The organism is Bacillus sp. LSHTCR4 (assembly GCF_057197025.1).
Map to the genome: position 1 here is coordinate 1,030,278 of NZ_JBXUNO010000001.1, position 21,425 is coordinate 1,051,702.

Annotated in this window: 24 protein-coding genes; 18 read left to right on the forward strand and 6 right to left on the reverse strand. The window is 34.8% G+C overall.

The features are described 5' to 3' along the window. Window positions 1-17: 17 nt before the first annotated feature. Window positions 18-920 (reverse strand): aldo/keto reductase, encoded by a 903-nt coding sequence (locus AC2CGR_RS05240; protein WP_087964295.1) that lies wholly within the window; start codon window positions 918-920, stop codon window positions 18-20. Between the two features lie 165 nt (window positions 921-1,085). Here AC2CGR_RS05240 and AC2CGR_RS05245 point away from each other — a divergent pair, with 165 nt between their 5' ends. Further along, window positions 1,086-2,036: a CobW family GTP-binding protein gene (locus AC2CGR_RS05245; protein ID WP_087964294.1), complete on the forward strand. Its 951-nt coding sequence runs from the start codon at window positions 1,086-1,088 to the stop codon at window positions 2,034-2,036. Window positions 2,037-2,132: 96 nt separating this feature from the next. Here the strand turns inward: AC2CGR_RS05245 and AC2CGR_RS05250 are convergent, their stop codons facing one another. Together AC2CGR_RS05250 and AC2CGR_RS05255 are read right to left on the reverse strand one after the other, a co-directional pair. Next, a complete protein-coding gene (locus AC2CGR_RS05250; protein WP_029439415.1) occupies window positions 2,133-2,603 on the reverse strand; it encodes a GNAT family N-acetyltransferase in 471 nt (156 codons plus the stop codon). A 135-nt stretch (window positions 2,604-2,738) separates the two neighbouring features. Further along, window positions 2,739-3,689, reverse strand: coding sequence for a metal ABC transporter substrate-binding protein (locus AC2CGR_RS05255; RefSeq protein WP_087964293.1), 951 nt, complete (start codon window positions 3,687-3,689; stop codon window positions 2,739-2,741). A 267-nt stretch (window positions 3,690-3,956) separates the two neighbouring features. On the opposite strand from AC2CGR_RS05255, the gene AC2CGR_RS05260 reads away from it, so the two are divergent. After that, the gene (locus AC2CGR_RS05260; RefSeq protein ID WP_165507128.1) at window positions 3,957-4,106 is read left to right on the forward strand and encodes a hypothetical protein; all 150 of its coding nucleotides are present in this window, start codon (window positions 3,957-3,959) and stop codon (window positions 4,104-4,106) included. Between the two features lie 115 nt (window positions 4,107-4,221). Next, window positions 4,222-4,881, forward strand: coding sequence for an oxidoreductase (locus AC2CGR_RS05265; RefSeq protein ID WP_087964292.1), 660 nt, complete (start codon window positions 4,222-4,224; stop codon window positions 4,879-4,881). A 29-nt stretch (window positions 4,882-4,910) separates the two neighbouring features. Here the strand turns inward: AC2CGR_RS05265 and namA are convergent, their stop codons facing one another. Next, window positions 4,911-5,948, reverse strand: a complete 1,038-nt coding sequence (namA, locus tag AC2CGR_RS05270; protein WP_087964291.1) for an NADPH dehydrogenase NamA — start codon at window positions 5,946-5,948, stop codon at window positions 4,911-4,913. Window positions 5,949-6,081: 133 nt separating this feature from the next. Here namA and AC2CGR_RS05275 point away from each other — a divergent pair, with 133 nt between their 5' ends. The 6 genes from AC2CGR_RS05275 (at window position 6,082) to AC2CGR_RS05300 (ending at window position 10,952) form a co-directional block, all read left to right on the forward strand. Then, window positions 6,082-6,534, forward strand: a complete 453-nt coding sequence (locus tag AC2CGR_RS05275) for a methylated-DNA--[protein]-cysteine S-methyltransferase (protein ID WP_087964290.1) — start codon at window positions 6,082-6,084, stop codon at window positions 6,532-6,534. A gap of 7 nt (window positions 6,535-6,541) precedes the next feature. After that, window positions 6,542-7,555, forward strand: coding sequence for a DUF2628 domain-containing protein (locus AC2CGR_RS05280; protein ID WP_087964289.1), 1,014 nt, complete (start codon window positions 6,542-6,544; stop codon window positions 7,553-7,555). A gap of 76 nt (window positions 7,556-7,631) precedes the next feature. Continuing rightward, window positions 7,632-9,293: a peptide ABC transporter substrate-binding protein gene (locus tag AC2CGR_RS05285; protein ID WP_000824546.1), complete on the forward strand. Its 1,662-nt coding sequence runs from the start codon at window positions 7,632-7,634 to the stop codon at window positions 9,291-9,293. Between the two features lie 58 nt (window positions 9,294-9,351). Continuing rightward, complete coding sequence (gene fosB / locus AC2CGR_RS05290) at window positions 9,352-9,768, forward strand: FosBx1 family fosfomycin resistance bacillithiol transferase (RefSeq protein WP_000911694.1); 417 nt, start codon at window positions 9,352-9,354, stop codon at window positions 9,766-9,768. Between the two features lie 14 nt (window positions 9,769-9,782). Continuing rightward, on the forward strand, window positions 9,783-10,325 hold the full coding sequence (locus AC2CGR_RS05295; RefSeq protein ID WP_087964288.1) for a short-chain dehydrogenase: 543 nt from the start codon (window positions 9,783-9,785) through the stop codon (window positions 10,323-10,325). A gap of 15 nt (window positions 10,326-10,340) precedes the next feature. Beyond that, window positions 10,341-10,952 carry a phosphoserine phosphatase 1 gene (locus tag AC2CGR_RS05300; protein WP_087964287.1) on the forward strand — a complete coding sequence of 204 codons (612 nt, stop codon included), beginning with the start codon at window positions 10,341-10,343 and terminating at the stop codon, window positions 10,950-10,952. Window positions 10,953-11,148: 196 nt separating this feature from the next. On the opposite strand, the gene exsB is transcribed toward AC2CGR_RS05300, so the two are convergent. Further along, entirely contained in the window at window positions 11,149-11,727 is a 579-nt protein-coding gene (gene exsB / locus AC2CGR_RS05305; RefSeq protein WP_087964286.1) for an exosporium protein ExsB, read from the reverse strand. A 181-nt stretch (window positions 11,728-11,908) separates the two neighbouring features. On the opposite strand from exsB, the gene cotH reads away from it, so the two are divergent. From cotH to AC2CGR_RS05345, 8 genes are all read left to right on the forward strand, one after another. Next, window positions 11,909-12,985, forward strand: coding sequence for a spore coat protein CotH (gene cotH, locus AC2CGR_RS05310; RefSeq protein ID WP_087964319.1), 1,077 nt, complete (start codon window positions 11,909-11,911; stop codon window positions 12,983-12,985). 105 nt (window positions 12,986-13,090) lie between these two features. Continuing rightward, window positions 13,091-13,708 (forward strand): NUDIX hydrolase N-terminal domain-containing protein, encoded by a 618-nt coding sequence (locus tag AC2CGR_RS05315; RefSeq protein ID WP_131101972.1) that lies wholly within the window; start codon window positions 13,091-13,093, stop codon window positions 13,706-13,708. A gap of 105 nt (window positions 13,709-13,813) precedes the next feature. Beyond that, entirely contained in the window at window positions 13,814-14,416 is a 603-nt protein-coding gene (gene uptA / locus AC2CGR_RS05320; protein WP_000881208.1) for an undecaprenyl phosphate transporter UptA, read from the forward strand. 97 nt (window positions 14,417-14,513) lie between these two features. After that, window positions 14,514-15,893 carry a putative polysaccharide biosynthesis protein gene (locus AC2CGR_RS05325; protein ID WP_087964284.1) on the forward strand — a complete coding sequence of 460 codons (1,380 nt, stop codon included), beginning with the start codon at window positions 14,514-14,516 and terminating at the stop codon, window positions 15,891-15,893. Between the two features lie 334 nt (window positions 15,894-16,227). Continuing rightward, a complete protein-coding gene (locus AC2CGR_RS05330) occupies window positions 16,228-17,169 on the forward strand; it encodes a magnesium transporter CorA family protein (RefSeq protein WP_000932395.1) in 942 nt (313 codons plus the stop codon). Between the two features lie 198 nt (window positions 17,170-17,367). After that, on the forward strand, window positions 17,368-18,264 hold the full coding sequence (locus AC2CGR_RS05335; protein ID WP_087964283.1) for a permease: 897 nt from the start codon (window positions 17,368-17,370) through the stop codon (window positions 18,262-18,264). Between the two features lie 3 nt (window positions 18,265-18,267). Next, the gene (locus AC2CGR_RS05340) at window positions 18,268-19,143 is read left to right on the forward strand and encodes a TIGR03943 family putative permease subunit (protein ID WP_484480604.1); all 876 of its coding nucleotides are present in this window, start codon (window positions 18,268-18,270) and stop codon (window positions 19,141-19,143) included. Window positions 19,144-19,338: 195 nt separating this feature from the next. Continuing rightward, window positions 19,339-19,845, forward strand: a complete 507-nt coding sequence (locus AC2CGR_RS05345; RefSeq protein ID WP_061688195.1) for an acyl-CoA thioesterase — start codon at window positions 19,339-19,341, stop codon at window positions 19,843-19,845. A 126-nt stretch (window positions 19,846-19,971) separates the two neighbouring features. Here the strand turns inward: AC2CGR_RS05345 and AC2CGR_RS05350 are convergent, their stop codons facing one another. After that, window positions 19,972-20,058 (reverse strand): YjcZ family sporulation protein, encoded by an 87-nt coding sequence (locus AC2CGR_RS05350; protein ID WP_000505094.1) that lies wholly within the window; start codon window positions 20,056-20,058, stop codon window positions 19,972-19,974. A gap of 160 nt (window positions 20,059-20,218) precedes the next feature. Between AC2CGR_RS05350 and cls the strand changes: the two genes are divergently transcribed. Further along, entirely contained in the window at window positions 20,219-21,403 is a 1,185-nt protein-coding gene (gene cls / locus AC2CGR_RS05355; RefSeq protein ID WP_131101976.1) for a cardiolipin synthase, read from the forward strand. The last annotated feature ends 22 nt before the right edge of the window (window positions 21,404-21,425 follow it).

Sequence of the window (21,425 nt, forward strand, 5' to 3'; positions counted from 1 at the left end):
ACTCTTCTTTTTGTGTATTATGGTACAGGATGTCCATTAGAACTTTCGAAAATTGTAAACCATTGTTGACGGTCTAAGTGAACTTTGGTGGCAAGAGCGGCTGTTTTAACACGATCTAATTTACCAGAGCCGATGATTGGCATCATTTTTGCTGGATGTGCAAGTAACCATGCATACATAACAGTATCAATGCTACTAACACCTAGCTCAGTGGCAACTTTTTGTAAAGTTTCACGTACACGTACGGTACGTTCTGATTGACCAGTAAAGATTTCTCCGCCAGCAAGAGGTGACCAAATCATTGGATTGATTCGTTTTTCTTGGCATAAATCAATTGTTCCTTTTTCAAAATGCTCAAGCTGCATTGGGGATACTTCAATTTGATTCGTAATAAGTGGGAAATCTAAGTACGAATTTAACATATTAAATTGGGAAGGTAAGAAGTTAGATACACCGAAGTGACGAACTTTTCCTTCTTGCTTTAAGCGTGAGAACGCTTCTGCCACTTCATTTGGATCCATAAATGGATCAGGACGATGGATAAGTAATACGTCAATATAATCTGTATGTAAATTTTTGAGTGATGCTTCTGCACTTTGAATAATATGTTCTGCACAAGTGTTGTAGTGCGCAACATATCGCTTTGGAAATTTTGGTGATGGGGGAGCGATTCCACATTTTGTGATGATTTGCATGTTTTCACGTATGGAAGGCTTTAGTTGTAATGCCTCTCCGAACAGTCCTTCACACTTATAACCGCCATAAATATCAGCGTGATCGAAAGTAGTAATCCCCATATCCATGCATTCTTCAATAAAAGAAAGTAATTCTTGTTTCGTCATATTCCATTCTGCTAAACGCCAAAAACCTTGAATAATACGAGAAAATTCTAGCTTTTCGGTCATTTGAACTCGTTCCATTATAAGTGCCCCCTTGATGAATAATAATATTTTTGAAAAGGCTTTCTTTCTAAGTATTATTATATAGTTAGATGGGTGTACATACAATAAATATGTTTTGCTACAAAAACGATTATTTCGATATGCTATAATGTAAAAACATATAGCTATAAGGAGATGTACGAAATGATTCCAGTAACAATATTAACTGGTTTTCTTGGTTCAGGGAAAACGACACTATTAAATCGCATTTTGTCAGAGAATCACGGTCAGAAATTAGCGGTGATTGTAAATGAAATAGGGCAAATTGGTATCGATAATCAGTTGATTATGAATGTTGAAGAAGAAATTATGGAAATGACAAACGGTTGTTTATGCTGTACTGTACGGGAAGATTTACTCGTTGCATTAAAACAATTACTAGACGTAAAAGCAGAAGGTAAAATGGACTTTGATGGATTAGTAATTGAAACGACTGGTCTTGCAAATCCAGGTCCTATTATTCAAACATTCTTTTTAGATCCTGTTATTCAATCTGCATACCAAATTAACGGTGTTGTAACAGTAGTAGATAGTTATCATATACATAAACATTTTGAAAAAGGACTAGAAGCAAAAGAACAAATTGCATTTGCTGATGTTGTATTAGTGAATAAGTTAGATTTAATTGAAGAGAGCGAAAAAGAAAATCTCTTGCATGAACTTCAAGGAATAAACCCGACTGCAAAGTTAATTCAGTCGACTAACTGTGATGTGGATATTCCATCGTTACTAAAAATTCAAACGTTTAAAACGAAGGATACGTTACAAATTTATCCTCATACAGAGCATAATCATCTAGAAGGTGTAAAATCGTTTGTACTACGCGAAGAGCGTCCGCTAGATTTACAAAAACTGAATGAATGGATGTCAGCTGTCGTTCAAGAACTAGGTGAATATTTATACCGCTACAAAGGAATTTTATCGATTGATGGAGTAGATAAACGCATCGTTTTCCAAGGTGTGCATACACTGTTTGCTGCGTCATATGATAGAGAGTGGCAAGAGAGCGAAGAACGAGTAAGTGAAGTCGTGTTTATCGGAAAAGATATTAATAAAGACTGGTTCCAAGAACATTTCGAGGAGTGTGTGAAATAAGTCTGCGTTTATTGCAGGCTTATTTTTTGGACTTAACTAAGTGTTTTGTAGAAAAATATTAGATTGCCAAAAACGAAGGATTAAAAAAACCTGTTTTCACAGGCTTGTATGTTCATCTAAAAGTAACTCCATTACAACACCTACAACAGGGCCTTCATCATCAATATCGCCATTTAAATGGAAGCCAAACGACTCATATAATCCCATTGCAAGTTTGTTGTCTGGATGTAAACTTAAATAAATTGTTTTACATTCAAATTTATCTTGTAAGAATTGAATAAGCAAGCGAAGGAAACGTTTTGCGTATCCCTTTCCTTGATATTGTTGGTCAATCATAAAGCGGTCTAACCATACGCTTTTACGTTCTTCACAATACCATCCATACATTGCATATCCTACAAGTGTTTCTCCATCATATAAACCTACTGACGTTCCGTTTCCCTCATATAATGATTCTGCTAGAGAAAACGCATTGCTTTCAATAAATTGCTGCTGGTCTTTTGCGACGTTTAAAGCAGCTACCGAACGCCAATTTTTTTCTGTTACTTCACAAATGTGAAGAGTCATAATTCCAACTCACCTTCTAAATTAATATAGCTTAAAAGCTAATATGGATAATTTTACTTGTTATTTTGGTCAAGTCAAGCAGAAGCACATAAAAAAGAAGCTGAATGTCATATTCAGCTTCTTATCAAAAGTTGATTAGTTAGTAGCTTCTTTCAATGTATTCACGTTTTCTTCCATTAAAGTGAAGTAATCTTTATTATTTTTCGCATCGTCTTCAGAAATAGTAGCTAAGTGATTTAAGCGTAAAATCTTTGTACCTGTTTCTTTTTGAATAACAGATGCTACTTTTGGAGTAGAAAATGTTTCAAATAAAATATATTTTAGATTATGTTCTTTTACTGTTTTTGTAATGTCAGCAAGCTGTTTTTGAGATGGTTCATCAGATGCAGAAATACCAGCGATAGCAATTTGTTTTAAACCATAGCGCTGTTCCCAGTAGCCATAAGCTGCATGTGAAACTAAAATATCTTTCGTTTTTGCATTCGCAACAGCTGCTTTAAATTGATCATCTAAATCAGTAAATTTTGTTTGAAGTGCTGCGAAGTTTTTTTCGAACTCTTGTTTATGGTCAGGTTGTAATGCTACAAGTGCATTTTTAATTTTTTCTGCCTGTTTCATTGCTAGAGTAGGGTCCAACCAAATGTGTGGGTCTTTATCGTGATGATGTTCATCCTCTTTATGGCCGTCTCCGTGATCATGATGCTCTTCTTCAGTAGAAGTACGCAGTTCAATACCTTTTGATGCATTTACAATTTTAACGTTTTCTTTTTGCAATGTTTTTTCCATTTTTTCAGCAAATGGTTCTAATTCAGCACCGTTATAAACGAATAAATCGGCTTTTGCAACTTGTACTGTTTGTTTTTGACTTGGCTCAAATGTATGAGAATCTGCACCAGGTGGGTAAATCGCTTCAACATTTACATAGTCGCCACCAATTTTTTTTGCGAAATCTGCAAGAGGAAAAATAGTTGTATAAACAGTTAGCTTTCCGTCTTTTTTGGCATTACCTTCTTTTGTATTTGAGCAGCCAGTAAAAATTAAAGTGAAAATAAGTAAGAATGAAAATATAGTCAATCTTTTAGGCATGAAGTTCTCCTCTTTTCTTTTTTTACGGATATATTTTCCCCAATTATAGAAGAAAAATATCATTTTAATACAAAACGGAATAATTACGTTTTAGTTTGCGAACTTAGTATAATACATCTTTTATAAAGTTGCAATAAATAATAATCATTCCGATTTGATTTTGTTATAAAGTTGTCAAATATAGATGTGTTATTTTTGCAAATACATGCATATGTGACAACGTAGTGTTCATATATATGAAAGGAGGGTGTAGAGGGGGATGAGTGTTTGGGTTACTTAATGGAAGCTATTTTATTGATATTAGCGGTAGTACTACCATTAGCCTTAGTCTTAATTTTTTTAAGAAGATTAATAAGTAATTTAGGAGATGCATCAACCGTAACAAAATTACGAGCGAAAGATGAGAAAAAAGAATGAGTAAAGCACTATGCGTACGCATAGTGCTTTACTTGTGGTAAAATGAGAGAAGGAAACTCCTAAAAGTTGTATTTTACTGAAGGAGAGAAAAGTAAAATAAGAGGTATATGCATATATGAATAAGCGAACAGCGTTAGTACTTGGTGCAAGTGGTTTAGTTGGACAAGAGATAACGCGTCTATTACTTGAATCAGATTACTACGATTCGGTTACTATTTTTGTAAGAGAAACAATGCAATGGCAACATGAAAAGTTACAGCAAAAGCAAGTAGATTATTTGGCATTAGAGGAATATAAAGAGTTCTTTGCTGTAGATGACGTATTTAGTTGTCTAGGAACAACAATCAAAAAAGCAAAAACGAAAGCTAATTTCAAAAAGGTAGATTATGAATATACGTTACGAGCGGCTTGTTTAGCTGAAAAACAAGGGGTGCAAAATTTCCTTGTTGTGTCCTCAATGGGAGCGAATCCTAAATCGTTTTTCTTTTATTCACAAGTGAAAGGAAGAATGGAAGAGGAATTGCAAAAGTTAGTAATCGGTGGTATTCACATTTTTAGGCCATCTTTATTAGTAGGAAACCGACAAGAATTTCGCTTTGGTGAACGAATGGCGGAAAAATTATCTCGTATTATTCCTTTTATATTTAAGGGAGCATTCAAAAAGTATAAACCAATTTCAGCTAAAGATGTGGCGAAAGGGATGTATATAACTGCATTGCGAGAAGAATCAGGTATCCATATTTATAATTCGAATGAAATTACAACGATAGAATAAATAAAACCGAGAAGAAAAGCTTCTCGGTTTTATTTATTTGTACTGATTTTCCCAGGCGCTCGCTCGTATTGATACGGTTCTTCTAACTCAAAGCCAAGTTCATTGGCGGCTATTCTTGGGAAGTAAGGATTGCGAAGTAACTCACGTCCGATAAAAATTAAATCTGCTTCGTTATTGTTTAAAATTTGCTCTGCTTGTGCCCCAGTCGTAATCAATCCAACTGCACCAGTTGCAATGTTAGCATGCTCTTTAATATGTTTAGCATATTGTACTTGATACCCAGGATAAACATCGATGCGTGCAGGTACAACAGCCCCAGAGCTACAATCGATTAAATCTATCCCTTGTTCTTTCATCCATTTCGTATACTGAACGTAATCTTGAACTGTTAACCCGTCAGGATGATAATCATTTGCTGAAATACGAACAAATAACGGTCCGTTCCAAACTTCATTTATCGAGTCAATGATTTCCCGTAAGAAACGATAGCGGTTTTCAGGTGAACCACCATATTCATCAGTCCGCTTATTGGAAAGTGGAGAAAGAAATTCATTAATGAGATAACCATGAGCACCGTGTATTTCAATAACATCAAATCCAGCTTGTTTTGATCGTACTGCAGCTTGCTGAAAAGCTAATACAGTATCTTTAATTTGGTGTTTGTTCATTTCTATTGGCATTTTCATTGTTTCATTAAATGGAATGGCTGAAGGGGCTAACGCATCTGTTTCTAATTCTGCTTTTCTTCCAGCGTGAGCGAGTTGAATGGCAGCTTTTGCACCGTTATCGTGTATAAAAGTTGTCGTTTTATGTAAGCCTTCAATTAAACTGTTATCCCAAATGCCTAAGTCTTTATTTGAAATTCGACCTTCAGGTAACACGGCTGTTGCTTCAATCATTACTAAACCAACTTGACCGGCAGCTCTTGTTCCATAATGAACGAGATGGAAATTCGTTACTTGGCCATCCTCGTTTTCTGATGAATACATGCACATAGGTGACATGACAATCCGGTTTTTTAGTGTAACGTCTTTGATTGTATAAGGTGAAAAAAGTTTGGAATTCATCCAATAGCCTCCTAGATTGAATTTTCTTACATTGTATCATTCTCTTTTTGGTTGCTCTAATAAAACGCTTATACGAAAAATTTTGTCTATTCGTGTTACAATAATGAATATGAATTGAATTGGAGGATGACATATGTACCAGGCTTATTATGAAAGTGAATTAGGCTTGCTAGAAATTACAGCGAACGATAAAGGAATTACGTCTGTTATATTTGTTGATGAGAGACAAGAAGAACATACAAATGAAATGATAGATCAATGTATAAATGAGTTAGATGAATATTTTAAGGGAAAAAGAAAAGCGTTCACAGTTCCGCTGTCTGCTGAGGGAACATCATTTCAAAAAAACGTATGGGATGCGCTCTATACGATTCCTTATGGCGTAAGTGCTTCATATTTAGATATTGCAGAGAAGGTCGGAAATACGAAAGCTGTACGAGCAATAGGAGGAGCAAATAGTCGTAATCCCATTTCAATAATCGTTCCGTGTCATCGTGTAATAGGGAAGAGCGGAAAACTTGTTGGGTATGCGGGTGGTTTATGGAGGAAAGAGTGGTTATTAAAACACGAAGGTATTTTGAAATGACGTATGGATGGGAAGAGGGATTGTTTTGAAATGTATAAATTGTGGGCAACTTTGCGAGGGAAATCAGTTGAATTGTGAAAGTTGCCAGCGGAATTTGCATACTGAACAGAGTGAAGGAAGCTCGCTAATAGAAAAGGAATTAGAAGTATATGTAGGGAGACAATATCCGTATTACAAAAGGAAATGGGAGCTTGAGGAAAAGCGGATTGCTAGGTGGAGCTGGAATGCTTGGGCCGCTATTTTCAATGTAGGTTGGCTCGGATATCGTAAGTATTATTTACCTGCAGCTTTATTTGTGTTGTTATTATTAGCGTGTGATGCGTTTTCTTATTATATGGGTTTCAACGTAGCCTTGCCGATCATTAATATGGTGCCTCTTACGTTTCTATTACTCGTTTTTATTTTATTTGGAATGGCGATTTTTGCGAATGGATTATATTATCAATTTGCAGAAAGGCGTATATATCGAATAAAAGCAAGAGAAATTCAAGATGAATCGGTTGAAAAGTACCTCATTCGTGATAGTGGTGGAACGAGTAAAATGGGAGCAACAATCGTTACGATTTTAGCGGTTGCGAGTATCTTTTTCAGCCATTTCTTTTTCCCGACTGATCGAGATATTATTCAAAAAGTTCGTACAAGCTCGCTATATGAATATCCATTCTTTTCTATTGGTGAAACGTTTGAAAATTATTTTAGAAATCCGGATTGGACATATTATCGTGGCACCGAAGGATTAGAATTGGTAGAGTTCCAAGGAGATAGTCCGGATATGTCGAGGAAAAAGGTTACGATCCAATTTATTGTTGATTATAAATTGGGTGAGATTGAGCCATACTCACTTATGATTAATGGCGAATCTAAAAATGAGGAAGAATTTTTAAAGATAATGGACGAAATATTTAAAGTTCAAAATCCATTTGACATAGAGGATGGATTACAAGTAAAAGCAATAGAAAAAGAAGTGGATAGAAGAGCTCTCTATCCGCTTCTTTTATATATATACGAAAATAATATTTGAAATAATCTGAATCTTTTGTATAATAATATGTATTATACTGGCTTTCATTTATACATATAGATTGGGGGAAGGAAGAATGAAGAGAAAGGTAACAACGATTGCTGCAGTTGCATTATCGACTAGTGTATTAGTTGCAGGTTGCGGAAATGGGGAGAAGGCATCTACAACGAAGAAAGAAGCAGGTAAGGGGGCAGCAGATAAGCAAGTATTAAACTTACTAGAAACAGCTGAAATTCCTTCAATGGATACGTCAAAATCAACAGACTCTGTGTCATTCCGTGCCTTTGTAAATGCAATGGAAGGTTTATATCGTTTAGATAAGGATAATAAACCAACTCCAGGTATGGCAAAAGACGTGAAAATTAGTGAAGATAAAAAGACATATACATTTGAATTACGTGATGCGAAATGGTCAAATGGTGATCCAGTTCGAGCACAAGATTTTGTATATGCATGGCAACGTACATTAGATAAAGCAACGGCAGCTGAGTATGCATTTATTTTATTTGACGTAAAAAATGCACAGAAAGTAAATAAAGGAGAGTTACCGTTAGATCAATTAGGAGTGAAAGCGAAGGATGATAAAACGTTAGTAGTAGAATTAGAACAACCAGCCCCATATTTCCTTGAGCTTACTTCATTCCCAACATTTTTCCCTTTAAATGAAAAATATGTGAAAGAACAAGGAGATAAATACGGATTAGAAGCAGATAAATTATTATATAATGGACCATTTACGATGAGTGAATGGAAACATGAAAGAAGTTATCAGTTAAAGAAAAACCCTAATTATTGGGATAAAGATACTGTGAAGTTAGAAGAAATTAATGTGAATATTGTGAAGGAAACAAGCACAGGAGTAAATTTATATGATAGTGATCAAGCGGACCGTGTTATTTTAACTTCTGAATTTGTTGATAAATATAAAAAGAATAAGCCAGATGAATTTAAAACGAAGTTAGATCCACGTATGTATTTCTTACGTTTTAACCAAAAAAATGCAACGTTTAAAAACCAAAAAGTTCGTGAAGCAATTGATCTAGCATATGATAAAAAAGGAATTGCAAATGTTATTTTAAATGATGGATCATTGCCAGCGTATTTCTTAGTACCTGAAAAATTTACGACAGGACCTGATGGGAAAGATTTTCGTACTGTAAATAAAAATTTCCGTGACAGTAAAGATAATGCAGCAAAAGCGAAAAAATTATGGGAAGAAGCGAAGAAAGAACTTGGCCAAGATACAATTACAGTCGAATTACTAAATGATGATAACGGTAGTCGTAAAAAAGTAGGAGACTTTATTAAAGAAGAGTTAGAGAAAAACTTACCTGGTATTAAAGTGAATTTAAAACAACAGCCATATAAACAGAAGTTAGATTTAGAAAAGAAATTTGAATATGAATTCTCTTTATCTGCATGGAGTCCAGATTATCCAGATCCAATGACTTATATTGATATGTTTGTTACTGGAAGCTCATTTAATGAAATGGATTATTCTAATCCGAAGTATGATGAGTTAGTAGCGAAATCAAAAGGAGAACTATTAAAAGATGATAAAGCACGCTGGAATGCACTTGCAGAAGCGGAAAAAATCTTAATTGGTCAAGATGCTGCCATTTCTCCTACGTACCAACAAAGTACCGCATACTTAGAGAAACCATACGTAAAAGGTATTGCAAATCATACTTTTGGTGGGGACTTCAGTTATAAATGGGCATATATTACAAAAAAATAGTATAATGAAAGATGAGTGAATTTTCGCTCATCTTTTATTTGTATAGGAGGAATTAGAGTTGTTAAAAGGAATCAATCATCTTTGTTTTTCAGTATCTAATTTAGAAGATTCTATTACATTTTACGAAAAAGTATTGGAAGGAGAATTATTAGTTAGAGGAAGAAAACTTGCATATTTTAATATATGTGGAGTATGGATAGCGCTTAATGAAGAAATACATATTCCGAGAAACGAGATTCATCAATCTTATACACATATTGCGTTTTCTGTTGAACAGAAAGACTTTGAACGTCTACTGCAGCGATTAGAAGAAAACGATGTTCATATTTTACAAGGAAGAGAACGGGATGTAAGGGATTGTGAATCTATATATTTTGTTGATCCAGACGGGCATAAGTTTGAATTTCATTCAGGGACATTGCAAGAAAGGCTTAATTATTATAGGGAAGATAAACCTCATATGACGTTTTACTAAGGGGGCAAAGAAATTTGCATGCGTTAGTAATTGGTGGAACAGGAATGCTAAAGAGGGTTTCTATATGGCTTTGTGAGCAAGGGTTTCATGTTTCTATTATTGGAAGAGATGAAGTGAAATTAGAAAATGTTAAACGGGAGAGTACTACACCTGAAAGTATTACATGCCTTCCGTTAGATTATCATAATGATGACGGTGTAAAGTTAGCTATTAAAAACACAATTGAGAGGAATGGCCCAATAACATTGGTTGTCGCGTGGATACACGCAAGTGCAAAGGATGCGTTATCACTCATTTGTAAAGAATTAGACTTGTCGTCTGAAACATACAACGTTTTTCATATTTTAGGCAGTAAAGCGTCGAGAATAGCCTCACACAAAATAGGGGGTAAGCGATGTAGCTATCATAGAATAATTTTAGGTTTTATATTAGAAGATACATATGGAAGATGGCTTACTCATGAAGAAATATCGGATGGGGTAATAAAAGGAATTGAAAGTAAATGTGATGAATGGATTGTAGGAAGAGTAGAGCCGTGGGAGATGCGGCCGACATAGTAAGGGGGAATTGAAGTGAAGACAACGGTATATGTAACAAGGCATGGTGAAACGGAATGGAATGTAGCGAAGCGAATGCAAGGGCGGAAAAATTCTACTTTAACTGAAAATGGTATACTGCAGGCTAAGCAATTAGGAGAGCGAATGAAAGATTTATCTATTCATGCGATCTATAGTAGTCCGAGTGAAAGAACCCTTCATACTGCAGAGTTAATAAAGGGCGAACGTGAAATACCGATAATCGCGGATGAGCATTTCTATGAAATTAACATGGGTATATGGGAAGGACAGACGATTGATGATATAGAAAGACAATACCCAGACGACATACAGTTATTTTGGTATGATCCACATCTTTTTCAGTCAAAATCAGGAGAAAATTTTGAGGCTGTTCATAAAAGGGTAATTGAGGGGATGCAGCTTCTATTAGAAAAGCATAAAGGAGAAAGTATATTAATTGTCTCCCATGCGGCAGCGGCAAAATTACTTGTAGGACATTTTGCGGGTATTGAAATAGAAAATGTATGGGATGATCCGTTTATGCATAGTGCTAGTCTAAGTATAATAGAATTTGAAGATGGTAAAGGTGAAGTGAAGCAATTTGCAGATATAAGTCATTTTCAATAAAGTGAAACTTTAATCAGTGGGGGGTTCTTCATCCCCCACTGATTATTAGCCCTCACCAATCGGACTTTAATGGGCAGTTGATCCCCCACCTAACTACTTTGCTTTCGCTGAATTTTGAGGTGGGGTCTTACTGCTCATTAAAGCGGGATAAACGTAAAAAAGGCCGCAAAACGGCCTTTTTTTGTAGGCATAAAAACTAGCAATTACGTTTTTTATACCAGAAGTGATCAAATTTCTTGTGTTTGCAAGATGGGAATTTATGTCCGCCTTTGCAATCGTTCCACTTATGCCCGTCATCGTGACAGTCTCTACCATGATCGCATGAATCATCGCAAGAGTGACCGTGTCTGTTAGGGAAGAATTCGCATTTTTTACAGAAACTTCGTTTTGTCCAGAAAAATTTCTTTTCAAAGCGTATGCATTTTGTAACGAAAGTACAATGCTTTCTGCGAGTACGTTTTGTAACTAAAACGCATTCTTTTCTACGCGTCACTTTCGTAACGAACGTCCATTTTTGAACGCGTACACGAGTACATTTCGTAACAAATGTCCATTTTTTTACATGCGTACATTTTGTAACGAACGTACAATGTTTCACGCGAGTACATCTTGTTCTTGGACATTTACCCCCAGTTGTACATTTACATCCAGTTGTACAAGTATGGTGAGTGAATTTATCATCATCGCATTCAAAAGTACTTGGATCTTGGTGTAAGAAATCCTCCATCCCAGCACTTTTGATTTCTTCAACCGCTTTTCTAATATCACGTTTCATAGAAATCCTCCTTATCATGTATTTAGTTGAAAAGGTATTCTTTTTCCTTAACAGGATATGTATGGAGGTATCTTTCTGAACAGGACAAGAGTGTAATTTTATATAAATAGTTGATAGCGGATGTATGGACAAGACGAGGTGCATACATTGAATGAAGAGAACTGAGAAGGGATGTGGAAATATGCTACCTTCATATGATTTTTTTATTCATCCAATGTACTTAGTGGAATTGAAAAAAGACATTTGGTCAGACAGTCCAGTACCAGCGAAATTAACGTATGGTAAAAAGAAGTATGATATTGATATCGTATACCGGGGTGCTCATATTCGTGAATTTGAGAAAAAGTCTTATCATGTTATGTTTTATAAACCGAAAAAATTTCAAGGTGCGAAAGAGATTCATTTAAATTCTGAGTTTATGGATCCGTCTCTCATACGAAATAAATTATCATTAGACTTTTTTCATGATATTGGTGTACTTTCACCGAAATCACAACATGTGTTTATAAAAATTAATGGTCAAATTCAAGGTGTATATTTACAGTTAGAATCAGTTGATGAAAACTTTTTGAAAAATAGAGGATTACCAAGTGGTTCTATCTATTATGCGATAGATGATGATGCGAATTTTTCTTTAATGAGTGAGAGAGATAAAGATGTTAAGACCGAGCTCTTTGCGGGTTATGAGTTTAAATATTCGAATGCAAATAGTGAAGAACAGCTGAGTGAATTTGTATTTCAAGCGAACGCTTTGTCGAGGGAATCTTATGAAAAAGAAATTGGGAAGTTTTTGCATGTTGATAAATATTTACGATGGTTAGCTGGCGTTATTTTTACACAAAACTTTGATGGTTTCGTTCATAACTATGCACTATATCATAATGATGAAACAAATTTATTTGAAGTGATACCGTGGGATTATGATGCGACTTGGGGGCGAGATGTACAAGGGAGACCACTTAATCATGAATATATTCGTATTCAAGGTTATAACACGTTAAGTGCAAGATTGTTAGATATACCTGTATTTAGAAAGCAATACCGAGGTATTTTGGAAGAAATATTAGAAGAACAATTTACCGTGTCATTTATGATGCCGAAAGTAAAAAGTTTGTGTGAGTCGATTCGTCCTTATTTACTACAAGATCCATATATGAAAGAAAAATTAGAAATATTTGATCAAGAAGCTGATATGATTGAGGAATATATAAATAAAAGAAGAAAGTATATACAAGATCATTTACATGAATTGGATTAATTTTGAAAGAGATTGAAACATTATCAATCTCTTTTTTTGTATAATAAAGATGTATTGGTAGAATTGGCGTAATATATACTTAATAAAGGATGGAGATGTGGAAACATGACGGTAAAATGGATTGATTGGGTAAAACAAATACAATCTATAGCTCAAGCGGGTTTAACGTATTCTAAGGATGTGTATGATATAGAACGTTTCCAACAATTACGAGATATTTCCATTTCGATGATGTCACATTATACAAAGACAGATTGGGAAGTTGTAGAGAAGTTATTTGCAAGTGAGACAGGCTATCAAACACCTAAAGTCGATATAAGAGCAGTCGTTTTTGAAAATGAAAAGTTATTATTTGTGAAAGAAAAAAGTGATGGGAAATGGGCATTGCCAGGTGGATGGGCTGATATCGGTTATACGCCGACAGAAGTAGCAGCAAAAGAAGTTTTAGAGGAGACAGGGTTTGAAGTAGATGATTTTAAGCTACTCGCTATATTTGATAAAGAAAAACATCAACCATCGCCTTCAGCAACGCACGTATATAAAATTTTTATTGGCTGTAAAATTATTGGTGGTGAAAAGAAAACTAGTATTGAAACAGATGATGTGGAGTTTTTTGGTGAAAATGAATTGCCTAATTTATCGATTGCTAGAAATACAGAAGAGCAAATTAAACAGATGTTTGCCTACATAAAAGAACCTCAGAAAGAAATATTAATAGATTAATCATGCGTATGTCGGTGATATTGTCGGCATGAAGATATTGGCAGAATGCAACCTTTATGTAATAATGGGATGGTATGTGAAGAAAAAAAGGAGATAGAAAATAAAATGTTAGCAAGCATAATAGATCAGTTATTGCAATTTTTTGCAAGTTTAGGTTACTTTGGAGTAGCGCTAGCTTTAATGATTGAAATTATCCCGAGTGAAATTGTACTTTCGTATGCTGGCTTTTTAGTCGCAGATGGTAAAATTAGCTTTGTCGGTGCAGTTATTGCTGGAACAATCGGTGGTACTTTAGCCCAAATCTTTTTATATTGGCTTGGATACTATGGTGGACGTCCAGTTGTAGAGAAATATGGGAAATATCTGCTTATTAATAAACACCATTTAGACATAGCAGAAAATTGGTTTAAGCGTTACGGAGCAGGAGTAATCTTTTCGGCACGTTTTATCCCAGTCGTACGTCATGCGATCTCTATTCCAGCAGGATTAGCTAAGATGCCATTAAAACTATTCACACTGTATACAGTAGTTGCGATTATTCCGTGGTCAATACTATTTATATATTTAGGTGAAAAGCTTGGTGGAAATTGGCGACATATTAAAGAGTATGCATCTGATTACACACATTACATAATTATAGGAGCGGTTCTCTTTGTTGCTTTATACTTCGGTTTAAAGTATTTCAAAAAGAAAAAAGCAGCGCGTTAAAGTCAATGATTTTTCATTGGCTTTTTTTATTTGTTTCAGTTCTAAAAAAAAGGAGTTGTCCATAATGTGTAATAATAAAGCGTAGCGGAGGAATGTGATGAAAGGGTCACCGTTTATACGTGGAACGATATTTTTAACGATGGCAACGATGATATCAAAGATGTTAGGATTTATATATGTTATACCATTTACAGCAATGGTAGGTACGAGTGGGTACGTTTTATACACGTATGCTTATCGTCCATATACAATTATGCTCAGCATTGCGACGATGGGACTACCACTTGCAGTTTCAAAGATGGTATCAAAATATGATCAATTAAATGATTATCATACGGTTAAGAGAGTGTTGAAAAGTGGAATTGTTTTTATGTTTATAATGGGAGTTATTTCGTGTTTTACGTTATATATGCTAGCTCCGCATTTGGCTAAACTTGTAATCGATGGAAATGATCAAACGGGGAATAGTGTAGCGGCGGTCACTACTAATATTCAAATTGTAAGTTTTGCATTAATACTCGTACCAGTAATGAGTTTATTAAGAGGCTTTTTTCAAGGGTTTCAATCGATGGGGCCTTCTGCTCTAAGTGTAGTTGTAGAGCAATTTTTTCGGGTATTAACCATCTTGATAGGAAGCTTTGTCGTTTTATATGTTTTAAAAGCTTCTATCTCACTAGCTGTTGGTATTTCAACGTTCGGTGCTTTTATGGGAGCGATAGGTGGACTAACTGTTTTAAGTGCGTATTACATAAGGAGGAGAAAGCACTTAAAGAAAAAAGAAATGGCAAGTATACCGCAAACAACGAAATCTTTTTTCTCACTATATAAGGAGCTCTTTACATATTCAATACCATTTGTTGTGGTGGGTTTAGCCATTCCGTTGTATCAGACGATTGACACATTTACAATTAATAAATTACTTATACAAATAGGATATATGCAAGGAGAAGCGGAGAAGATTAATGCGATAATTGGACTTGTTCAGATGGTTGTACTTATCCCAGTTTCCGTTGCGACTGCTTTTAGTATGTCACTCGTACCTGAGATGACAAAAGCTTATACAGCAGGAAATGTGAAGTTACTGTACAAACATTTTACGAGGACGAATCTATTAGTAGTAGGTATTACGGTACCCGCGGCAATTGGAATGATGGTGTTAGCAAAACCAGTGTATACTCTTTTATTTGGTGCGGGAAATGATCCGGAGATGGGAAGAGTTATTTTACAGTATTACGCACCTGCTTGTATACTATTTTCGCTTTTTACAGTAACGGCTGCAATGTTGCAAGGAATTAATCAACAACAGAAAACAGTGCTAGGATTAGTGATTGGCATTATTGTGAAGATAGTTTTAAATATTGTATTGCTTCCGTATTTTGATTATGTAAGTTTTATTATTTCAACATACGCTGGTTATACGATTTCAGTTGGCTTTAACTTGTGGATGCTTTCTAAATATGTTATAAAGGCAACATAAGCTTTTTAAGGCAGAGAGCACTCTGTCTTTTTCTTTGTTTATCCCGCTTTAACGGGCAGTAAGATCCTCACCTCAAAATTCAGCGAAAGAAAAGAAGTTTGGTTGGGGGCGGGCTGCTCGTAAAAGCCCGATTGGTGAGGGCTGAAAATCAGTGGGGGGATGAAGCCCCCACTGATTAAAGTTTCACTTTATAATATTTTTATTATAAAAACGTTTTCAAAATAATTTTTCTATTGAAATTTAAACGTATGTTTCATATGCTGAGAATGGCGGTTCAAAAACTGTTATGTAAGAGAGGTAGATTCCTACATGTAAAAAGAATCGGGGTGATAGTATGTTAAATATTTATTTAACAGACCGAAACGGAAAACTACAAGAGGTTGAGGAAATGCAAAAGGGTTGCTGGATTAATGTACTTCATCCAACGGAAGAAGAAATTCAATATCTAGTACAAACTTTAAATGTGGACTTAGATTTCATTAAAGATCCTTTAGATGATGAAGAACGCTCTCGTATTGAAAAGGAAGACAATAATACTTTAATAATCGTGGATATTCCAACAGTTAGACATGATGAAGAAGGAAATTCGATTTATGACACGATTCCAATAGGTATGATTGTAATGCCAGATTGCTTTGTGACAATTTGTTTAGAAGAAAATCCAATTTTTGAACGTTTTATTAATCAACGTATTAAAGAATTTTATACGTTTAAAAAGACACGCTTTGCACTTCAGCTCTTATATACGATTTCTACTTATTATTTAAGATACTTAAAGCAAATTAACAGAAAAACAATTGATTTAGAGCATCAATTAAATCAGTCGATGAAAAATAAAGAGATTTTCACATTGCTAGGTCTTGAAAAAAGTTTAGTTTACTTTACAACATCATTAAAGGCAAATAAAATTGTAATTCAAAAATTAATGCGTAACAGTACATTTTTAAAAATGTATGAAGACGATCAAGATTTATTAGAAGATGTATTAATTGAAAATAAACAGGCTATTGAAATGGCGGAAATATATAGTCACATTTTAAGTGGAATGATGAATACTTTTAGCTCCGTTATATCAAATAATTTAAATAGTGTTATGAAACTGTTAACGTCTATTACAATCATTTTATCGTTACCAACGATGGTTTCTAGTTTCTTTGGAATGAACGTAAAGGTTCCGTTTGAAGGAGAAGCACATGGGTTTGTAATTGTACTCATAATATGTGTAACACTATCTTTCACATTAGCATTTGTTTTTTGGAAGAAACGTTACTTTTAACGATAAAAAAGCTGCTCTAGCATAGTTGTATAACTGCGCTAGAGCAGCTTTTTTGCTATGAAATCCCAAATTTTGAATAGAATATAACTTATAAAATGTAATGTATATGAAAGGGATGAATTCCGTATAAGTCTTGTCCAATTAATAAAATGGGGTTAAAATTACATATCGTTAATGAAAAGTTGGAGGAAATACATCATGGAATTGTTTCAATTACCGAAAGCATTCCTGCAAATGAATACAATCTTTATCTCCATATTAATCGAAGCACTTCCTTTTGTGCTCATTGGTGTATTTATTTCAGGATTCATTCAAATGTTTGTGACAGAAGATATGGTAGCAAAATGGATGCCGAAAAACCGATTTCTGTCCGTTTTAGTAGCTACTTTTTTAGGTATGATGTTTCCAGGCTGTGAATGTGGAATTGTTCCGATTGTAAGGCGATTAATCGGAAAAGGGGTTCCGCCATATGCAGGGATTGCATTTATGTTAACTGGGCCAATTATTAATCCGGTCGTATTATTTGCAACATACGTTGCCTTTGGAAGTAGTATGCACATGGTATGGTATCGTTCTATTGTAGCGATTATCGTAGCAATTATTGTTGGAATTATATTATCATTTATGTTTAAAGAACATCAATTACGAGATGATCACTTCCCAGAAGTGAATCATAAGCGTCCATTACGTAAAAAAATGTGGGATGTATGTACGCATGCTGTTGAGGAATTTTTCTCGATGGGAAAATATTTAGTATTAGGTGCGTTAATTGCATCCGCAGTTCAAACGTTCGTACAAACTTCAACACTACTTGCTATAGGGCAAGGGCCGTTCTCTTCACCAGCTGTTATGATGGGACTTGCTTACATTTTATCACTTTGTTCAGAAGCGGATGCGTTTATTGCTTCATCATTCCAAAGTACTTTTTCAACAGCATCACTTGTCGCGTTCCTCGTATATGGACCGATGGTGGATATTAAAAATATGTTTATGATGCTTGCGACGTTTAAAACGAAATTTGTAATTGTCGTTACAGTTACAGTTACACTTGTTGTTTATGCAAGCTCACTACTCATTTATGCGATGGGGTGGTAGGTTATGTTTCGAGCATATATATTATTAGGTTTTACAATCTTAATTGCGCAGCTTCATATTTCCGGTAATATTACGAAGTATATCAATATGAAGTATGCCTATTTATCAACAACAGCAGCAATTATTTTAGGTTTTTTAACGGTCGTTCAAATTATCGTCGTTTTTCAAAAAGAGCACCAAAAGGAAAAAGAAAAAGAACAGCACAATTGCGGATGTGATCATAGTCATTGTGGACACGACCATTCAAAAGATGAAAATACATGGTGGAAACGAACATTTTCTTATATTCTGTTCTGTTTTCCAATTGTTTCAGGATTATTTTTCCCGATTGCGACACTAGATTCAGATATTGTTAAAGCGAAGGGATTTCATTTTCCAGTAGCACAAGCAGAAAGTAAAGATCCATTTATGACAAGGCAATTCCTAAGACCGGACACGAGTATTTATTACGGAAAAGAAGGATACCGTGGTGTAATGGAAAAAGGGAAAAAAGAGTTTGTTACGAAAGACAATATTGCTTTAAAAGATGAGGATTTCTTAAAAGGGATGGAAACAATTTATAATTATCCTGGCGAGTTTACAGGGAAAAAATTATCTTTCAAAGGGTTTGTGTTCAAAGATGATTCTTCTAAAAAAGAACAATATTTCTTATTCCGTTTCGGTATTATACACTGTGTAGCGGATTCTGGTGTATATGGTATGTTAGTGAAAAAGCCAGAAGGTGTAGAATGGAAAAACGATGATTGGATTCAAATAGAAGGAGAAATTTCTACTGAATTTTATCAACCGTTCCATGCGAATATTCCTGTTTTAGAAGTAACGAAATGGAATAAAGTTGAACAGCCGAAAGAACAATATGTATTTAGGGGAGCCGATTGATAACATCGGTTCTTTTTTGTGGACTAAAAGTTCTGAATGTTGTTAATATTAAACAGGTAGTAGTGATAAGTTCATACTGTTCAAGTGTTAATGGGAAAAGGAACTCTTGCCAAACTTCTTTGCTCCAGCCAAATTTTGTGGTGAGATTTTTAATGTCTGTAAATAGCGGGTTAAATAATCAAAGAGGTGATAGCAATGACTGAAGTAAAAGGAAAAACAGCTAATGAGTCTAGAGTGTTTAAAACGAGCCGAGTATTTCCAACAGATTTAAATGATCATAATACGCTATTTGGTGGAAAGATATTAGCCGAGATGGATATGGTTGCTTCTATTTCAGCAACGAGGCATGCAAGAAAAGAATGTGTCACAGCCTCTATGGATTGGGTAGATTTCTTACATCCTGTTCGCTCTTCAGATTGTGTTAGTTATGAATCCTTCGTAATTTGGACAGGTAGAACTTCTATGGAAGTGTTTGTGAAGGTAGTAGCGGAAGATTTAATTTCAGGTGAGAAGCGTATCGCAGCAACGTCATTTGTTACTTTTGTTGCACTTAGTAAGGAGAACAATCCAGTTCCTGTGCCGCGATTAATCCCTGAAACAGGAGAAGAGAAAGAATTACATCGTATTGCAGTGTTACGTGCAGAACAACGTCATATACGTAAGGCAGAGAGTAAGAAAGTAGCTACATTACTTACTTTTTGAGTTGAATATTTAGTTGTTAAAGGTATTATAACAGAACGAAATGTTTTTCATATGAAAAGCGGACACCTAAAAGTAGGTGTCCGCTTTTATAGTTTTTTCATCCACATATCATATGTCTGTAACTACTTAGCAGAAGCAAGCAGCACCAACGATGATTAAGAGGATAAATAATACGACTAATAGCGCGAATCCATTACCATGTGCGAAGCCCATTGTTATTTCCTCCTTTTATTTTAAGATACAACATACAATATGCAAATGAGCTATCGTTTGATATGGACATATATCATGCAATGACATATTTTCTTGAATGATATTGTATTAAAAAAGGGAAGATATAGAAATAACAGTAAGTGGAGAAAGGAAAATATCCATGAAACACTTTTCCGTTGTAATCCTTTGTGTAATAGGTGTATTCATTTGGATGAACATCGATGTGGAAATGGGGAAAAAAATGGCTAGTGAATATGAATTAGGACAAGTTCGATTGGGTGAATTTCAACTGTATACGAACGGTGAAGAATTATATACAAAATTATTTGAGGATATACGCAATGCGGAAAAATACATATATATCCATTTTTATATTGTAGGTAAAGATGGAATAAGCAAAGAGTTTTTGCAGTTGCTTGAGAAAAAGGCAGCGAGTGGAGTAGAAGTGAAATTGTCAGTCGATCGAATAGGTGGATATAAGCTGAAGAAAAAGATAATTCGTCAACTAAAAAGCAATGGTGTCCAGTTTACGTTTAGTAAAAAGCCTAAACTAAAACACATATTCTATTCGTTGCATCAACGAAATCATAGAAGAATTGTTACGATAGACGGAAAATTATCATATATCGGCGGCTTTAACATCGGAAAGGAATACCTTGGACAAGATCCGAAATTTGGTCCATGGCGTGATTATCATGTACGAGTCAAGGGGAATGGTGCCACGGATATGGAAAGAAAATTCGCTGATGACTGGAAAGAAGATACGGGAGAAAAAATGTCTGTACATGAAAGTTTACCTGCAATAGGGAATGTAAAATATCAATATTTATTTTCAGACGGAAAAGGTTTATGGGAAAAATATGGAGCTCTTTTAAAGCAGGCTAAAAAGTCTTTAATTATTGCTACGCCATATTTTGTACCAAGTAAAGAAATGATGAAAGCGTTAAAAGATGCATTAAACCGCGGTGTTAATGTGAAAATTCTCGTACCATTTAAAAGTGATGCGGTCTTGTTAAAACAAGCAGCCTACCCGTATTTGAAAGAGATGAACCATGCTGGAGCGGAGATTTATCAATATCGGAATGGTTTTTTTCATGGGAAAGTAACAATCATTGATGGAGAAATTGTTGATATAGGTACGGCGAATTTTGATAATAGAAGTTTTTATTTAAATTGTGAATCTAACTGTGTCATATATGATAAAACAGTTGTTGCTGACGTATGGAACCGATTAAAAGAAGACTTCCATAAATCAAAAAGATTTTCGGAAGAAGATTTTGAGAAAATTAGTAAATGGGATTGGTTTTTAGCAAGAATAGCAAATGTTATAGCATCATATTTATAACATATAGACAAAAAGAAGGGAG

Bases quoted from the DNA above. Each gene is read 5' to 3' on its own strand.
- AC2CGR_RS05240 (WP_087964295.1), bottom strand. From the start codon at position 920: ATGGAACGAGTTCAAATGACCGAAAAGCTAGAATTTTCTCGTATTATT.
- AC2CGR_RS05245 (WP_087964294.1), top strand. From the start codon at position 1,086: ATGATTCCAGTAACAATATTAACTGGTTTTCTTGGTTCAGGGAAAACG.
- AC2CGR_RS05250 (WP_029439415.1), bottom strand. From the start codon at position 2,603: ATGACTCTTCACATTTGTGAAGTAACAGAAAAAAATTGGCGTTCGGTA.
- AC2CGR_RS05255 (WP_087964293.1), bottom strand. From the start codon at position 3,689: ATGCCTAAAAGATTGACTATATTTTCATTCTTACTTATTTTCACTTTA.
- AC2CGR_RS05265 (WP_087964292.1), top strand. From the start codon at position 4,222: ATGAATAAGCGAACAGCGTTAGTACTTGGTGCAAGTGGTTTAGTTGGA.
- namA (WP_087964291.1), bottom strand. From the start codon at position 5,948: ATGAATTCCAAACTTTTTTCACCTTATACAATCAAAGACGTTACACTA.
- AC2CGR_RS05275 (WP_087964290.1), top strand. From the start codon at position 6,082: ATGTACCAGGCTTATTATGAAAGTGAATTAGGCTTGCTAGAAATTACA.
- AC2CGR_RS05280 (WP_087964289.1), top strand. From the start codon at position 6,542: ATGGGAAGAGGGATTGTTTTGAAATGTATAAATTGTGGGCAACTTTGC.
- AC2CGR_RS05285 (WP_000824546.1), top strand. From the start codon at position 7,632: ATGAAGAGAAAGGTAACAACGATTGCTGCAGTTGCATTATCGACTAGT.
- exsB (WP_087964286.1), bottom strand. From the start codon at position 11,727: ATGAAACGTGATATTAGAAAAGCGGTTGAAGAAATCAAAAGTGCTGGG.
- cotH (WP_087964319.1), top strand. From the start codon at position 11,909: ATGCTACCTTCATATGATTTTTTTATTCATCCAATGTACTTAGTGGAA.
- AC2CGR_RS05315 (WP_131101972.1), top strand. From the start codon at position 13,091: ATGACGGTAAAATGGATTGATTGGGTAAAACAAATACAATCTATAGCT.
- uptA (WP_000881208.1), top strand. From the start codon at position 13,814: ATGTTAGCAAGCATAATAGATCAGTTATTGCAATTTTTTGCAAGTTTA.
- AC2CGR_RS05325 (WP_087964284.1), top strand. From the start codon at position 14,514: ATGAAAGGGTCACCGTTTATACGTGGAACGATATTTTTAACGATGGCA.
- AC2CGR_RS05330 (WP_000932395.1), top strand. From the start codon at position 16,228: ATGTTAAATATTTATTTAACAGACCGAAACGGAAAACTACAAGAGGTT.
- AC2CGR_RS05335 (WP_087964283.1), top strand. From the start codon at position 17,368: ATGGAATTGTTTCAATTACCGAAAGCATTCCTGCAAATGAATACAATC.
- AC2CGR_RS05340 (WP_484480604.1), top strand. From the start codon at position 18,268: ATGTTTCGAGCATATATATTATTAGGTTTTACAATCTTAATTGCGCAG.
- AC2CGR_RS05345 (WP_061688195.1), top strand. From the start codon at position 19,339: ATGACTGAAGTAAAAGGAAAAACAGCTAATGAGTCTAGAGTGTTTAAA.
- AC2CGR_RS05350 (WP_000505094.1), bottom strand. From the start codon at position 20,058: ATGGGCTTCGCACATGGTAATGGATTCGCGCTATTAGTCGTATTATTT.
- cls (WP_131101976.1), top strand. From the start codon at position 20,219: ATGAAACACTTTTCCGTTGTAATCCTTTGTGTAATAGGTGTATTCATT.